Source organism: Streptosporangium sp. NPDC005286 (genome assembly GCF_040607515.1).
Taxonomy (GTDB): domain Bacteria; phylum Actinomycetota; class Actinomycetes; order Streptosporangiales; family Streptosporangiaceae; genus Streptosporangium.
The window spans coordinates 24,370-38,848 of record NZ_JBEXGU010000008.1; the positions used below are offsets into that span (position 1 = coordinate 24,370).

Annotated in this window: 14 protein-coding genes; 10 read left to right on the forward strand and 4 right to left on the reverse strand. The window is 70.7% G+C overall.

All coding sequences use genetic code 11. The features are described 5' to 3' along the window. The first annotated feature begins 145 nt into the window (after positions 1–145). Positions 146–1,423 (forward strand): M48 family metallopeptidase, encoded by a 1,278-nt coding sequence (locus tag ABZU75_RS05085; protein ID WP_355549656.1) that lies wholly within the window; start codon positions 146–148, stop codon positions 1,421–1,423. Then, positions 1,420–2,547 carry a glycosyltransferase family 4 protein gene (locus ABZU75_RS05090; RefSeq protein ID WP_355549658.1) on the forward strand — a complete coding sequence of 376 codons (1,128 nt, stop codon included), beginning with the start codon at positions 1,420–1,422 and terminating at the stop codon, positions 2,545–2,547. Before ABZU75_RS05085 ends, ABZU75_RS05090 begins: the two co-directional genes overlap by 4 nt. On the opposite strand, the gene ABZU75_RS05095 is transcribed toward ABZU75_RS05090, so the two are convergent. Beyond that, complete coding sequence (locus ABZU75_RS05095; RefSeq protein WP_355549661.1) at positions 2,544–4,337, reverse strand: AMP-dependent synthetase/ligase; 1,794 nt, start codon at positions 4,335–4,337, stop codon at positions 2,544–2,546. The two genes, ABZU75_RS05090 and ABZU75_RS05095, sit on opposite strands and share 4 nt — an antisense overlap. A 198-nt stretch (positions 4,338–4,535) precedes the next feature. Here ABZU75_RS05095 and ABZU75_RS05100 point away from each other — a divergent pair, with 198 nt between their 5' ends. The 7 genes from ABZU75_RS05100 to ABZU75_RS05130 all read left to right on the forward strand — a co-directional run bounded on the left by ABZU75_RS05100 (position 4,536) and on the right by ABZU75_RS05130 (position 11,172). Beyond that, the gene (locus ABZU75_RS05100; RefSeq protein WP_355549663.1) at positions 4,536–5,303 is read left to right on the forward strand and encodes a metallophosphoesterase; all 768 of its coding nucleotides are present in this window, start codon (positions 4,536–4,538) and stop codon (positions 5,301–5,303) included. A 56-nt stretch (positions 5,304–5,359) separates the two neighbouring features. Continuing rightward, positions 5,360–5,797: an SRPBCC family protein gene (locus ABZU75_RS05105; RefSeq protein ID WP_355549665.1), complete on the forward strand. Its 438-nt coding sequence runs from the start codon at positions 5,360–5,362 to the stop codon at positions 5,795–5,797. 30 nt (positions 5,798–5,827) lie between these two features. Next, a complete protein-coding gene (locus ABZU75_RS05110; RefSeq protein ID WP_355549667.1) occupies positions 5,828–6,997 on the forward strand; it encodes an ArsA family ATPase in 1,170 nt (389 codons plus the stop codon). Between the two features lie 157 nt (positions 6,998–7,154). Beyond that, positions 7,155–7,958 (forward strand): hypothetical protein, encoded by an 804-nt coding sequence (locus ABZU75_RS05115; RefSeq protein ID WP_355549669.1) that lies wholly within the window; start codon positions 7,155–7,157, stop codon positions 7,956–7,958. A gap of 27 nt (positions 7,959–7,985) precedes the next feature. After that, positions 7,986–8,930, forward strand: a complete 945-nt coding sequence (locus ABZU75_RS05120) for an ROK family glucokinase (protein WP_355549671.1) — start codon at positions 7,986–7,988, stop codon at positions 8,928–8,930. A 262-nt stretch (positions 8,931–9,192) separates the two neighbouring features. Further along, the gene (locus tag ABZU75_RS05125; RefSeq protein WP_355549673.1) at positions 9,193–9,903 is read left to right on the forward strand and encodes an endonuclease/exonuclease/phosphatase family protein; all 711 of its coding nucleotides are present in this window, start codon (positions 9,193–9,195) and stop codon (positions 9,901–9,903) included. A 141-nt stretch (positions 9,904–10,044) separates the two neighbouring features. Continuing rightward, positions 10,045–11,172, forward strand: coding sequence for a hypothetical protein (locus tag ABZU75_RS05130; RefSeq protein ID WP_355549676.1), 1,128 nt, complete (start codon positions 10,045–10,047; stop codon positions 11,170–11,172). 13 nt (positions 11,173–11,185) lie between these two features. On the opposite strand, the gene ABZU75_RS05135 is transcribed toward ABZU75_RS05130, so the two are convergent. Together ABZU75_RS05135 and ABZU75_RS05140 are read right to left on the reverse strand one after the other, a co-directional pair. Beyond that, positions 11,186–11,656 (reverse strand): hypothetical protein, encoded by a 471-nt coding sequence (locus tag ABZU75_RS05135; protein ID WP_355549678.1) that lies wholly within the window; start codon positions 11,654–11,656, stop codon positions 11,186–11,188. Between the two features lie 66 nt (positions 11,657–11,722). After that, entirely contained in the window at positions 11,723–12,487 is a 765-nt protein-coding gene (locus ABZU75_RS05140) for an alpha/beta fold hydrolase (protein ID WP_355549680.1), read from the reverse strand. A 149-nt stretch (positions 12,488–12,636) separates the two neighbouring features. On the opposite strand from ABZU75_RS05140, the gene ABZU75_RS05145 reads away from it, so the two are divergent. Next, a complete protein-coding gene (locus ABZU75_RS05145) occupies positions 12,637–13,356 on the forward strand; it encodes a lysophospholipid acyltransferase family protein (RefSeq protein ID WP_355549682.1) in 720 nt (239 codons plus the stop codon). Between the two features lie 28 nt (positions 13,357–13,384). On the opposite strand, the gene ABZU75_RS05150 is transcribed toward ABZU75_RS05145, so the two are convergent. After that, complete coding sequence (locus ABZU75_RS05150) at positions 13,385–14,392, reverse strand: substrate-binding domain-containing protein (protein ID WP_355549684.1); 1,008 nt, start codon at positions 14,390–14,392, stop codon at positions 13,385–13,387. Positions 14,393–14,479 lie beyond the last annotated feature (87 nt).

The following is a 14,479-nucleotide window of genomic DNA, read 5'->3' on the forward strand; positions in this document are numbered from 1 at the left end:
CGGGTGCCTCGCGAGGCACGGGAGGGAGCCGCGGCGTGCCGCGGTGACCGGTGACGACTCGGCGAGGCGCCGTCCGGCCGACCGCGGCAGGCAGAAGATCCAAAGGACGGGGCCCCGGGTTCGGGCTCCACGCTGGAGGTGTTTGATGACGCTGAGCACGACGGACGCGCCCTCGGGCGTGCGGCCGGCAGGGTGGGCGCTGGCCGCGCTGGGGGTGGTCACGCTGGCGGTCGTGGCGTTCACCACGCCCTGGCAGGAGCTGCCCGAGGGGGCCCCGGCGGTCGTCCCCGATCCGGCCCGCGACTTCACGGCCGAGCAGATCGCCAGGTCCGAGGCGTTCGACAAGCTGGTCAGCGTACCGGGTTACCTCTCCCTCGGCCTGACGCTGGTGGTGGCGGGGGTGCTGGTGGGCACCCCGCTGGGCGCGCGGCTCGTCGGCCGGCTGCGGGGGCCGTGGTGGTTGCGGGCGCTGCTCGGCGTGCTGGCGCTGTCGGTGGCCGTCGCGATGCTGCGCTGGCCGCTGGGGATGTGGTCGGAGACCTACCTGCGCGACTTCGGGCTGTCCACCCAGACCTGGCCGACCTGGACCACTGACCGGATCAAGAGCATCGGTGTCGGCACCGCGCTGACCGCGATCATGGTTCTGGCGGTGGTCGCGCTGGCGCGGCGCTACCGGCGCTGGTGGATCCCGGCGGCGGCCGGCGCGTTCGCGCTGACGGTGGCGGCCTCCTTCGCCTATCCGGTGCTCATCGAGCCGATCTTCAACGACTTCAGGCCGATGGAGGCCGGACAACTCCGCGACGACCTGCTCGCCATGGCCGCCAGGGACGGCGTGCCGGTGGAGGACGTGCTCGTCGCCGACGCCTCCCGGCGGACCACCGCGCTCAACGCCTACGTCTCCGGGTTCGGCGCGACCCGCAGGATCGTCGTCTACGACACGCTGCTCCGGGCGCCCGCCGACGAGGTCGAGCTGGTGGTCGCGCACGAGCTCGGTCACGCCAAGGCGGGCGACGTGCTCTCCGGTACGCTCGTCGGAGCTCTGGGCGCGGCGTTCGGGGCGTGCCTGCTCTACGTGGTGACCTCGGCGGGGGTCGTGCGGCGCCGCGCGGGGATCTCCTCCATCGGCGACCCGAGGGCGGTGGGCCTGGTCATGGGGTTGCTCAGTCTGGCCACGGTGCTGTCAGGACCGGCACAGAACCTGGTGAGCCGGCACATCGAGGCCCGTGCGGACGTTCACGCGCTGGACCTGACCAGGGATCCGGCGACGTTCGTCGCCATGCAGAAACGGCTGGCGGTCACCAACATCTCGGATCTGTCGCCCGACCTCGTGGAGTACGTGCTCTACGCCTCGCATCCCAGCGCGCCGCAGCGCATCGCGCTGGCGCGCTCCTGGGCCCGGCTGAACGGTCTCTCCGAGCCATGAGGCGCACGCTGGTGGTCACGAACGACTTCCCGCCCCGCGCCGGGGGGATCCAGTCGTTCGTGTACGGTCTCATCGCCCGCCGCCCGCCCGGCTCGGTCGTCGTCTACGCCCCCCAGTGGCCCGGCAGCGAGGACTTCGACCTGCGGCAGCCCTACCCCGTGGTGCGGCACCCCACCTCGCTGATGCTGCCCACCCCCGCCGTCGCCCGCCGGGCGGCCGCACTGATCGCCGAGTTCGGCTGCGAGACCGTGGTCTTCGGGGCGGCGGCACCGCTCGGGCTGCTCGCGCCCAGGATGCGCGAGGCCGGGGTCCGCCGCGTCGTCATGGTCACCCACGGCCACGAGGCGGGCTGGACGGCGCTCCCGATCGGCCGCCGGGTGCTCGCCAGGATCGGCGCGCACGCCGACGTGGTCACCTACCTGGGGGAGTACACCCGGCAGCGGCTGGCCAGGGTGATACCCGAGGACAAGCTGGTGCGGCTCGCGCCCGGCGTCGACACCGAGGTGTTCGCGCCCGAGGCCGGGAGAGAGCAGGCGCGCGCGGCGCTCGGACTGGGAGAGCGGCCGGTGGTGCTCTGCCTGTCCAGGCTGGTGCCGCGCAAGGGCCAGGACACGCTGCTGCGAGCCTGGCCCGGCGTGCTGCGGGACGTTCCCGACGCGATGCTCCTGATCGTCGGCGGTGGCCCGTACCGCAGGACCCTGGAGCGGCTGGCCAGGCCGATGGGCGGCTCGGCCCAGATCACCGGCCCCGTGCCGGAGGCCGCGCTGCCCGGTTACCTGGCAGCGGGCGACGTGTTCGCCATGCCGTGCCGTACCCGCCTGGGCGGTATCGACGTGGAGGGGCTCGGCATCGTCTATCTGGAGGCGTCCGCCAGCGGGCTGCCCGTGGTGGCGGGCTCCTCGGGCGGCGCCCCCGACGCCGTGCTACGCGGGCAGACCGGCCTGGTCGTCGACGGCACCCGTCCGGACGAGGTCACGGCGACCTTGGTCGACCTGCTCAAGGATCCGGCCGGGGCACGTGCCATGGGTGAACGCGGGCGCGAGTGGGTCGCGCGCGAGTGGAGCTGGGAGCTCGCCGCCTCCCGCTTCGCCCGCGTTCTGGAGTCCGTGGAGGCCCCCGACTAGCCGTAGAGGGACTCGACCTGCTTGGCGAAGTCGCGCATCACGACGGCGCGCTTGACCTTGAGGGTCGGGGTGAGGTGTCCGCTCTCCTCGCTGATGTCGACGTCGAGCACGGTGAACTTCTTGATCTGCTCGGCTCTGGAGACGAACTTGTTGGCGTTGTCCACGGCCTTCTGCACCTCGGCGACGATGGCCGGGTCGGAGCTGAGGGTGGCGAGGTCCGCGTCCGTCCTGCCGTTGGCGGCCTTCCACTGCTCCAGGGCCTCGGCGTCGAGCGTGATGAGCGCCGCGACGAACGGCCTGTCGTCGCCGACCACCATCGCCTGGCTGATCAGCGGGTGGGCGCGGATGTGGTCCTCCATCGGGGCCGGGGCGACGTTCTTGCCCGCGGCGGTGACGATGATCTCCTTCTGGCGGCCGGTGATGCGCAGGTAGCCGTCCCCGTCCAGCTCGCCGATGTCGCCGGTGTGGAACCAGCCGTCCTTGTCGATCGCCGCGGCGGTGGCCTCGTCGTTGTTCCAGTAGCCCTCGAAGACATGGCGGCCCTTGACGAGCACCTCGCCGTGCTCGCCGATGCCGATGGTGACGCCGGGGAACGGCTTGCCGACGGTGCCGATCTTGTTGGCCCCCGGCAGGTTGACCGAGGAGGGCGCCGAGGTCTCGGTGAGGCCCCAGCCCTCAAGCACCTCGATGCCCACGCCGCGGAAGAAGTGGCCGAGCCGCTCGCCCAGGGCGGAGCCGCCGGACACGGCCGCCGTCAGCCTGCCGCCGGTCGCGGCGCGCAGCTTGCCGTAGACGAGCCTGTCAAACAGGGCGTGCTTGAGCCTCAGGCCCAGCCCCGCGCCGCCGGTGGACTCCGCCCTGCTCCAGGCGACGGCGGTCTCCGCCGCGGCGTGGAAGATCTTCCCCTTGCCGTCGGCGGTGGCCTTCTGCTCGGCGGTGTTGTAGACCTTCTCGAACACGCGGGGCACGCCCAGCAGGAACGTGGGCTTGAAAGCCTGCAGGTCGGGGCCGACGTTCTTCATGTTGGGGGTGTGCGCGAGGACCGTGCCCGTCTCGATCAGCACGATCTCGATGATGCGGGCGAAGACGTGCGCGAGCGGCAGGAAGAGCAGCGCCGCCCTGTCGTCCACGGTGAAGAGGCGCTCCAGCGGGCCGTGCGCGACGTTCCTGGCGGTGAACAGCAGGTTGTCATGGGTCAGCCGGCAGCCCTTGGGCCTGCCGGTGGTGCCCGAGGTGTAGACGATGGTGGCCAGGTCGGCGATACCGCGGCTGGACCTGCGCTCGGCGAGCGTGTCGTCGCCGACCTCGGCGCCGAGCGCGGTCAGCTCGTCCAGGGCGCCACCCTCGATGCGCCAGACGTCCTTGAGGCCGGGCAGCTCCGAGATGCCCTCGCGGACCGTCTCCTCGTTCGAGTCCAGCTCGACGAAGACGGCCTTCGCGCCGCTGTCGGAGATGATCCAGGAGGCCTGGTCGGCCGAGGAGGACTCGTAGATCGGCACGCTGACCGCGCCGGCGGACCAGATCGCGTAGTCGATCACGGTCCACTCGTAGCGGGTGCGCGACATCAGTGCCACCCGGTCGCCGGGTTCGACGCCGGCCGAGATCAGGCCCTTGGCCACTCCCGCGACCTGGTCGCGGAACTCGCGGGCGGTGACGGCGGCCCAGTCGTCGCCGACCTTGCGGCGCAGGGCGACGGCGCCCGGCTCCTCTTCGGCACGCCGGAACACCGTGTCGGTCAGGTTGGCGGAGGCGGGGACATCCACCAGCACGGGGACGCTGTACTCGCGCACGGATCACTCCTGGAGACGCACGGATCGATGGGCTGCCTGGAAGCTATCGCGATAAGTTACGCATGAGTAAATTCGTCACCCAGGCGTTATGAAAGGCGATTTCACCGTACCAACTGCTCTCGCCTGGAGTCATTGGCCGCGCCGCCGTGTGAGGTTTGTTACTTAGGCCGGTATTTGTGGGTGGTTAGGATGTCCGGCATGCGGGTTCATGTCGTCAGCGACGTACACGGGAGAGCCGACGCGCTGGCCCGCGCGGGGGACGGCGCCGACGCCCTGATCTGCCTGGGGGACCTGATCCTGTTCGTCGACTACGACGACCACTCCCAGGGCATCTTCGCCGAGCTCTTCGGGGCGGAGCGGGCGGCGGAGTTCATCGCGTTGCGGACGGCCAAGCGGTTCGAGGAGGCGCGGGCGATGTCCTCGGCGCTCTGGGCGTCGCTGGAGGGCGGCCCGCGCGAGCACATCGAGCGCTCCGTCAGGCGGCAGTACGGTGAGATCTTCGCCGCGATGCCGACCCCCGCCTACCTCACCTACGGCAACGTGGACCTGCCGCACTACTGGCCCGAGTACGTGCGCGAGGGCCACCGGGTGCTCGACGGCGAGACCGTGGAGATCGGCGGCCTGCGCTTCGGCTTCGTCGGGGGCGGGCTGCGCACCCCGTACCGGACCCCGTACGAGATCGACGAGGAGGAGTTCGCCCGCAAGGTGGAGGCCGTCGGCGAGGTCGACGTGCTCTGCTGCCACATCCCGCCGGCGATCCCCGAGCTGCTCTACGACGTGGTGGCCCGGCGGTTCGAGCGGGGCAGCGAGGCCACTCTGGAGGCGATCCGGCGGACCCAGCCGCGCTACGCCCTCTTCGGTCACGTGCACCAGCCCCTCGCCGCCCGCACCCGGGTCGGCAGGACCGAGTGCCTCAACGTGGGGCACTTCAGGAACAGGGGCGTTCCCTTCGCGTTGGAGTGGTAGCCACCACCGGCCCCGCCGGGCGTACGCGGACGATCGTGAAGCAGTACGGTTGGCCCATGGCTGATCGCACCACCTCCAGCATCACGATCGGCGCGGACCGGTCGACCATCATGGCGGTCATCGCCGACTTCCCCTCCTACCCCCAGTGGGCGGGCCAGGTGAAGTCCGCGCGGATCCTCTCCACCGGGGAGGACGGCCGCCCGGCCACGGTCAGGTTCGTCCTCGACGCGGGTGTGATCAGCGACGAGTACACCCTCCGCTACACCTGGAACGGCGACGAGTCCGTCGACTGGAGCATTGCCGAGGCGGGGAAGATGCTCTCCGGGCTCACCGGGAGCTACCGTCTCACCGACGCGGGCGGCGGCACCGAGGTGACGTACGAACTCGCCGTCGACCTCAAGGTGCCGATGATCGGCATGATCAAGCGGAAGGCGGAGAAGGTCATCGTCGACACCGCCCTGAAGGGGCTGAAGAAGCGCGTCGAGACCCGATGAGGTCGCGGAACCGTCCCTCGGGAGGATGACGTGAGCCGGGTTCTGCTCTTCACCGGCAAGGGCGGCGTCGGCAAGACGACCGCCGCCGCGGCCACCGCCACCCTCGCCGCCCGGTCCGGCCTCAAGACCCTGGTGGTCTCCACGGACACCGCCCACTCGCTGGCCGACGCCCTCGGCGTGCCCGCCGCGACGGAGCCCACCGAGATCGCCCCCGGCCTCTCCCTGCATCAGGTCGACACCCAACGGGCGCTGGAGCGCCAGTGGGGCGAGCTGCGCGACTATGCCAGGGGCGTCTTCGCCGAGCTCGGCCTCGACGAGGTGACCGCCGAGGAGATCACGGTGCTGCCCGGCGCCGAGGAGGTCATCGCGCTGCTGGAACTGCGCGAGCAGGCACGCACCGGGCTGTGGGACGTCATCGTCATCGACTGCGCCCCGACCGCCGAGACGCTCAGGCTGCTGGCCCTGCCCGAGGCCCTCGACTGGCACGTGAACCGGCTGCTGCCCGTAGGCAGGCGGCTGCTGCGCACCCTCTCCCCGCTGATCCGCCGCCTGGCGCAGGTCAGCGTGCCGGAAGACCACGTGGTGGGCGCGGGGGAGCGGCTCCACCGGGGGCTGCTGGAGGTGCGCGAGCTGCTCACCGGGCCCGGCGCGAGTGTCCGGCTGGTGCTCACCCCGGAGGCCGTCGTGCTGGCCGAGGCCCGCCGCACGCTCACCTCCCTCAGCCTGTACGGCTACCGCGTCGACGCGGTGATCGCCAACCGGGTCTTCCCCTCGGAGGGCGCCGACGAGTGGCGGCAGCGGTGGGTGCGGGCCCAGGCCCTGCACCTGGCCGAGGTCGAGGAGTCCTTCGCGCCGCTGCCCGTGCACACCGTGCCCTACCTCGAGGCCGAGCCCGTCGGCCTCGACGCCCTCGCCGGTGTCGCCGAGGCCATGTACCGCGGGAGCGACCCCTTCGCCCCGCCCTCCGTCGACCCGCCGCTGCGGATCACCGCCGAGGGCGAGCTGATCCTGGCCCTGCCGCTCGCGGACAAGAACGAGGTGGATCTGGCGCGCAAGGGCGACGAACTGATCGTCAACGCCGGTTCCTACCGCCGGGTCCTGGCCCTGCCCGCCGCGCTGGCTCGCAGGTCGGTGCGGGAAGCCGCGCTCCGAGATGGATTTCTCCGGGTACGGTTCGAAGCGGGAGGGCCTGATGACTGATAACACGAATGACGCAGAGAAGACCCCGAAGCCGCGTGCGCCGAGAAAGCCGCGTAAGGCCGCTGACGTTGTGACCCCGGAGGTCGCCGATACCGGAGGCGCCGGGAAGGCCTCGAAGCCGCGTGCGCCCAGAAGGCCGCGTAAGGTCGCTGACGTCGTGACGCCGGAGGTCGCCGCCGAGGCCGTCGACACCGGAGGCGCCGAGAAGGTCCAGAAGAGCCGCCGCGCGAAGCCTGCCGGGGGAGCCGCGAAGTCCGGGCGTACCGGATCGGCCGAGCCTGTCAAGCCGGTCGAGTCGGCTGAGGTGAGGACCGAGTCCGTCGAGCGGATCGAGGTCGTGGCCGAGGCTTCGGATTCCGGGCGGCCCCCGACCTCGGAGCAGGCCGAGCGCGACGCGCGCGCCGAGTGGTTCGAGCGCGCCGATCGGGCCCGGCGCGAGGAGCGGACCGGCTGGACCCCGTGGGGCCGCCCCGGCGAGCGCGAGGAGCCGGGCGGGAACGAGGAGCGCGGGCGAGACGAGCGCGCCGGGCGAGACGAGCGGGTGCGTGAGGAGCGGGCCGAAGCAGGTAGGGACCCACTGGGCACCGCCGCCGAGGAGGCGTTCAAACTCTTCGACACGCTGCAGCAGAAGGCGGCCAGGGAACTGGGCAAGAATCTGATCAAGGGCACGATGACCGGTTTCGGCAGCGCGTTCTCCGGTGGCGGTCGAGGAAGAGAGCGGGACGTGTGGGAGGAGGCGGTCTCCGAGCCCGAGGAGTACATCTGCCGGGCCTGCCCCGTCTGCCGCGCGATGGCCGCGCAGCGTGAGTCGGGAGCCGCCGTCACCGACCACCTCATGCAGGCCGGTACCGAGTTGTTCGCCGCCTTCAAGTCGGCGGTCGAGGGGCTCGGCAAACCCGCGCCCGGCCAGCGGACACGGGAGCGCGAGGACACCCCCGTGGAGCACATCGACCTGGGGTGAGCCCAGGGGGAGAGGAAGAAACGGACAATGGCGCTGACCATCGGCGTGGACATCGGCGGTACGAAGGTCGCGGCGGGAGTCGTCGACGAGGACGGCCAGATCGTCGCGCACCTGCTGCGGCCCACCCCGGCCGAGAATCCCGAGCAGGTCGCCCACACCATCGGTGACGCGATCCTGGAGCTCGCCAGGGACCGCGAGATCGAGGCCGTCGGTCTCGGCGCCGCCGGGTTCGTGGACGAGACCCGGTCCATCGTCCGGTTCGCCCCCAACCTCGCCTGGCGCGAGGAGCCCCTGCGGAAGAAGGTCTCCGACCTGGTCGGCCTGCCCGTCGTGGTGGAGAACGACGCCAACGCGATGGCGTGGGGTGAGGCCAGGTTCGGCGCCGGCCGAGGGGAGAGCCACCTGGTGTGCGTGACCGTCGGCACCGGCATCGGCGGCGGCATCGTGCTCGACGGCTCCCTCTACCGGGGGCGCTGGGGCATGGGCGCCGAGTTCGGCCACATGCAGGCGGTCCCCCAGGGGCGTCAGTGCGGGTGCGGCAACCTCGGCTGCTGGGAGCAGTACGCCAGCGGCAGTGCCCTGGTCCACGAGGCCAGGAAGATCGCCGAGGCCGAGCCGGACAGGGCCGTCACGCTCTTGAAGATCGCCGGCGGTACGCCGGAACAGATCGAGGGCCACGAGGTCACCGAGGCCGCCAGGCAGGGCGACCCGGCCGCGCTGGCCGCGTTCTCCTCGATGGCCCGCTGGATCGGTCAGGGGCTGGCCGACCTCGTCGCCGTCCTCGACCCCGGCTGCTTCGTGCTCGGCGGCGGTGTCTCGCGCGCCGCGGATCTGTGGATCGACGAGACCCGCGAGTTCTTCGCCGCGCACCTGAGTGGCCGGGGGCACCGCCCGCTGGCCGACATCCGGCCGGCCGAGTTGGGTGCCTCTGCGGGCCTGGTGGGGGCCGCGGATCTCGCCCGCAGGCGCTGACCGGGGTCCTCCTCGAAAAGACGCGCTGAGGAAGGCCCCGCCGGGCCGCCCTCAGCGCGTCCGGCAGGAGCACCGCTCGGCCCTGCCCGGCTTCGGGCCGCGCCTGCCGTAGACCTCTGCCGTAGACCTCCGCCGGAGAGCTTGGGCGGTCGGCACGCACCGCCCGCCCGCCGACGGCCCGTATACCGATTAGGGACGGATGGCTGGTGTGTCCGGCGGTGCGCGGTTACCCTCGCGTCACGCGTCGCGAAGTGAGGCAGCCGTGGTGCTCAGGATCGCCAGCTACAACGTGCGTTCGATGAGGGACGACATCCCGGCGCTGAAGCGGGTGGTCGCCGCGCTCCGCGCGGACGTGCTCTGCGTGCAGGAGGCGCCCCGGTTCCTCTGCTGGCGCCGCAGGCGCAGACGGCTGGCCGCCTTCGGCGGACTGTCCGTGGCGGCCGGCCGCCGCAGGGGCGGTGTCGCCGTGCTGACCGGTCCCGGCGTGCGGCTGCTGCACGGGGAGGGGCACCTACTGGAGCCCTTCTTCCCCCTGGAGCGGCGGGCCATCGCGATCGCCGTGGTGGAGGCGGAGGGGCGGCGGGTCGCCGTCGGCTCCATCCACCTGGACCTCGACGAGACGGCCAGGCGCCGGCACGCGGGCGAGGCGGTGAGGCTCCTGGGAGAGGCGGCCGGCCGGTTCGGCGCGTTGCCGGTGCTGGCCGGAGACATCAACGAGCAGTCCGGGCAGCCGAGCTGGCAGCACCTCGCCGAGCGGCTGACCGACTGCTACCCGGTCTCACCGCGCGGTGACGGCTTCACCTTCCCGGCCAGGGGGCCGCACAAGCGGATTGACGCGATCTTCGCGGTGGCCGGCCTCCCCGTGCTCTCCTGCGGGGGTGTCGAGGCCGACCCGGCAGACCTGGTGGCCGCCACCGACCACCTGCCGGTGGTCGCTGAACTGGATCATCGGCACCCCGGACTTCACCTCTGAAGAGCCCGCTTTCCCGGGGAGCTGAGAAAACCGGTGGGATCAGGGTTTTCGTGACGAACGGTAGGGCGCCTTTCCGGATCGCGCCCGTCAACTGGAGAGACCAGGACGCGGGGAGGGGACGAGCCCCGTACCATTTGAAACATGACCCGTCGCCTTCCGCGGCGTGCGCTGGCTCTCTGCGCGGGAGGCCTAGTCCTGCTGTCCTCGCACACCTTTCCAGCACATGCCGATCCAGTCAGCCCGCCCGTGGCCGAGGCCTGGCAGGCTCCGGCCAGCGCGGGCCTGAGCAGTGACGGATCACTCTCCGACGTGGTGGGCATCTCGGCCACGAGTGTGTGGGCGGTGGGCCAGCAGAGCGTCTGGGACGTCTGGCAGAGCCGTGGCGCGATCACCCACTGGAACGGTTCCTCCTGGAAAGAGGTCGGCATCCGCAACGACCCGACGGGCGCGGGGCCCCTGCGTTCCGTCGCGGCGGCCTCGGCGTCGGAGCTGTGGGCCGTCGGTGAGGGACATGACGGTCTTCCCTACCTGGCGAAGGGAGACGGGGCGGCCTTCGACAGGGTCGTCGTCGACAAGCTGCACGCGGGTGACTGGCTGGGCGGGGTGGCGGCCGTCCCCGGCAGGGTGGTCGCCGTCGGCCGCCGTGACAAGCAGCCGCTGCTCGTGACCGGCACCGGTTCGAAGTGGAAGCTCACCCAGCTTTCCGGCAGGGGCATGCTGTACGGCGTGGCGCTGTCGGGCAAGAGCGACGGGTGGGCGGTGGGCGACGCCGCGGGCAAGCCGTTGATCATGAGGCAGTCCGGCGGGCGCTGGAAGCCTTTCAAGACCCCCGAGATTCCCGGCGGCTACCTGCGTGACGTCCACCTCGACGGGCCGAAGCGGGCACTCGCCGTGGGCGGCCTCTACCGGGGGGCCGGCGAGACCGTCCCGTTGATTCTGTCGTGGAACGGCAAGAAGTGGTCCCGGGTGTCCCCGCCCGCCGGTGACATCCGCCTGTACGGGGTGACCGGTGACCGCAAGGGCCACTTCTGGATCTCCGGGGTCGATCTGGACCGGCCCGGCGAGGCGTTCCTGCTCCGCTACGACGGGCACAAGGTCAAGGCGTTGCGCGGTCCCGAGAGCACCGACTCCCGGACGGTGAGGCTCCAGGCCGTTACCTATCTGCCGGGTACCGGCACCGTGTGGTCGGTCGGCCACGTGGTCGACGCCTCCGGCAAGTACACGGACGTGATCGAGCGTTTCGGCACCCCGGTGCACGCCAAGCCGTAGGGCCGGGCCCCGCTCAGATGACCGCGCCGTCGTCCCAGCCGGAGTCGTTGGGCGGACCGTCGCCCATGCGGACCACCAGCGCCACGAAACCGCCGATGAACGCGGCGACCGCGGTGAACAGCATCCAGCCCTGCAGGTTCCAGCTGAGCGCGGCGCTGAGCAACAGGTAGGCGGGCCCGCCGAACAGGGCCAACCATGCGATCTTGGTGGTGGCGTCGGTCTTGGGCAGTGGGGGTGGGGGCGGAGGCACGTAGTGCTCCTCCTCCTCGCCGTCACTCCGTTCGCTGTCGGAGTCGTCGTCGGCCAGGTCGTCCTCACGCAGGAGGTCTTCCTCGTCCGACTGCTTGATCACCCGTCGCGGAGGTTCGGCCGGCAGGTTCTCGCTGTCCGGCCACGGCTGATGTGCCGAGTCATGCTCGGCGGGGTCGTTGAAGGACGCGACGATCTGACGCCAGACCTCGTCCTCGTCACTTTGAGGTGTCACTTAGCTGGGCCCATTGTTCATCGGCCGATCACTTTCTCCCGGAGACCGCGCATCCTCCGCTCGGGATCAGTCTCTCTGCAAGGGTACAGACGCGTTCGTCTTGATGAACTCCAGGCTCCCCGCAAAGATCTGATCCGCATCGTTGTCAAGAGTCGCGACGTGGTAGCTGTTGGCGAGCTCCACCACATTCAGATTCCCCCCGGTCAGCCTCTCACGCAGAATACGCACACTCGCCGGTTTCACAACATGATCCTGTGGACTATGGAAAACCAGTACAGGCTGGGTGATCTTGCTTAGCTCCGACTGCGTCAGTGACCAGAGCCGGGGGAGGGTGGCCGCGGCCTTGACCGGTGTGCGCGGGTAGCCGAGCTCGGTCGCCCCCTCCTTCTTGATGTCTCCCGCCACACCGGGCACCGACGCGATCACGAACCTGAGCAGGGGGGCCATCCTGAGCAGCGGCACGTCGTTGGCCACCGACGGGTTGACGATCACCAGCCCCCTGATCCAGTCGCCGTGCACCTCGGCCAGCCGCAGCGCCATGCAGCCGCCGAGCGACAGGCCCATGACGAAGACCTCGGCGCAGTTGCCGCGCAGGTCCGCCAGGGACTTGTCCAGCTCGGCGTACCAGTCCTCCCAGCGGGTGTGGCTCATCTCCTGCCAGGTGGTGCCGTGGCCGGGTAGTCGTGGCAGCGACACGGTGATGCCCGCCGCCGCCAGGTACTCGCCCCACGGACGCAGGGACTGCGGCGATCCGGTGAATCCATGACAGAGCAGGACGCCGATCTGTCCTCCCGCATGGTGGTACGCCTCCGCACCGGGCATGACTGGCATCGCGGCTCCTTGTAAGGTTCGCCCGATCGTCGCACGACTGGGGCGTGTTTTGCGAGAGGTCGATTTGGGTGGTTCGGTGGTGTAGGTGACTGAGGCCGGAAGTGGGAGGATAACTCCAGGTCCTCGCCTGTCAACTGAAGGAGCATGGAGTGTTCTACTGGGTGGTGAAGGTGATCCTCGGACCCCTACTCCGCGTGATTTTCCGCCCGTGGGTGGAGGGCGTGGACAATGTGCCGAGGCAGGGGCCGGTGATCCTGGCCGGAAACCACCTGTCGTTCGCCGACCATTTCTTCGGTGTGCTCTTCCTGCGGCGCAAGGTGATCTCTCTCGGCAAGTCCGACTACTTCACCGGCCGCGGCCTCAAGGGCATGCTGAGCAGAGCCTTCTTCAGTGGTGTCGGCACCGTCCCGATCGACCGCTCAGGGGGCAAGGCCAGCGAGGCGGCGCTCCGCACCGGCAGGCGCATCCTTGACGAGGGCCATGTGCTCGCCATCTATCCCGAGGGCACCCGCTCCCACGACGGCCGTCTCTACAAGGGCAAGACCGGGGTGGCCCGCCTGGCGCTGGAGTCGCGCGTGCCGGTCATCCCGTGGGCGATGGTCAACACCTTCGAGGTGATGCCTCCCGGCCGCATCCTGCCCAAGCTGGGCATCCGTCCCGGTGTGAAGTTCGGCAAGCCGCTGGACTTCACCCGCTACTACGGAATGGAGGAGGACCGCCTCGTGCTGCGCGCCGTCACCGACGAGATCATGTACGCGCTGATGGAGCTCTCCGGCCAGGAGTACGTCGACAGGTACGCCGCGAGCGCCAAGGCCGAGGCCGCCCGCGCCGCCAAGGAGGCCATCGTTCAGGCGCGCGAGCGCACCTGAACGTCCCGGGCGGCCGGCCAGGCGGAGATCAGCGGGTCGACTCGCGGACGATCAGCTCGGGCTGGAACATGACCTGCTGGTGGGCGTGGGACTCCGGGTTGTCGCACTCGTCGAGCAGCAGTTCGGTGGCCACCCTGCCGAGCCGGTGGGTCGGCTGCCGGATCGAGCTGAGCGAGACCGCCGACGCCGAGGCGAAGTCGATGTCGTCGTAACCGATGAGCAGGACGTCCCGGGGGACCCGCACGCCCGCGTGGAGCAGCCCCCGCAGCATGCCGAGGGCCAGCAGATCGTTCGCGCAGAACACGGCGTCCGGCAGCCGCCCCTCGGCGACGAGCTTCTCCGCGGCCTGCTGCCCGGACCTGGCGTTCATCGCGTTCATCGCGACCTCCTCCAGCGTCTGCCCGGGGTCGCGGCCCGCCGCGGCCAGCGCCCGCTCGGCGCCGGTCAGGCGGTCGGAGCACTGGCGGATGGTGAGGGGGCCGGTGACGTAGGCGATCCGGTCGGCCCCGGCGGCCAGCAGGTGGGAGACCGCGAGGAAGCCGCCGGTGATGTCGTTGACCGCCACCGAGCACTGGTCGGCGCGCTCGGCGGGGTGATCGACCAGGACCACGTTGATGCCGCGCTCCCTGAGTTGGTCGAGCTTGGCCAGGCTCCCCCCGGCGGGGGTGATGAGCACCCCGCGGACCCGCTGCTCGGCGAAGACCAGCAGGTTGCGCTCCTCCTTGAGCCTGTCGCCCGAGGAGTTGCCCAGGATCACCGCGTACCCGCGCTCGCTGGCCGCCTCCTCGACCCCGGCGGCCACATCCGTGAAGAAGGGGTTGCCGATGTCGATGACCGAGAGGCCGACGGTGCGGCTGTGCCCGGCCCGCAGGCTGGAGGCGGAGCCGTGCCGGACGAATCCCAGCTCACGAATGGCCTCCTCGACCCGGGAGCGGGTGGACTCGGCGACCTTCTCCGGGCGGTTGAGCACGTTGGAGACCGTTCCCGGGGAGACTCCGGCCCGCGCGGCCACTTCCTTGATGCTCACCGAACTCATGTGCACTGATTAAAACGTAATAACCAGGCAAGTGCCAGTGAAGTCACCATCTACGGCTTACCTCCGGCTTTTAAGTAAAACGTTTTG

Coding starts and splice junctions, on each gene's coding strand:
- ABZU75_RS05130 (WP_355549676.1), top strand. CDS start 10,045: ATGACCCGTCGCCTTCCGCGGCGTGCGCTGGCTCTCTGCGCGGGAGGC.
- ABZU75_RS05105 (WP_355549665.1), top strand. CDS start 5,360: ATGGCTGATCGCACCACCTCCAGCATCACGATCGGCGCGGACCGGTCG.
- ABZU75_RS05120 (WP_355549671.1), top strand. CDS start 7,986: ATGGCGCTGACCATCGGCGTGGACATCGGCGGTACGAAGGTCGCGGCG.
- ABZU75_RS05090 (WP_355549658.1), top strand. CDS start 1,420: ATGAGGCGCACGCTGGTGGTCACGAACGACTTCCCGCCCCGCGCCGGG.
- ABZU75_RS05100 (WP_355549663.1), top strand. CDS start 4,536: ATGCGGGTTCATGTCGTCAGCGACGTACACGGGAGAGCCGACGCGCTG.
- ABZU75_RS05140 (WP_355549680.1), bottom strand. CDS start 12,487: ATGCCAGTCATGCCCGGTGCGGAGGCGTACCACCATGCGGGAGGACAG.
- ABZU75_RS05150 (WP_355549684.1), bottom strand. CDS start 14,392: ATGAGTTCGGTGAGCATCAAGGAAGTGGCCGCGCGGGCCGGAGTCTCC.
- ABZU75_RS05085 (WP_355549656.1), top strand. CDS start 146: ATGACGCTGAGCACGACGGACGCGCCCTCGGGCGTGCGGCCGGCAGGG.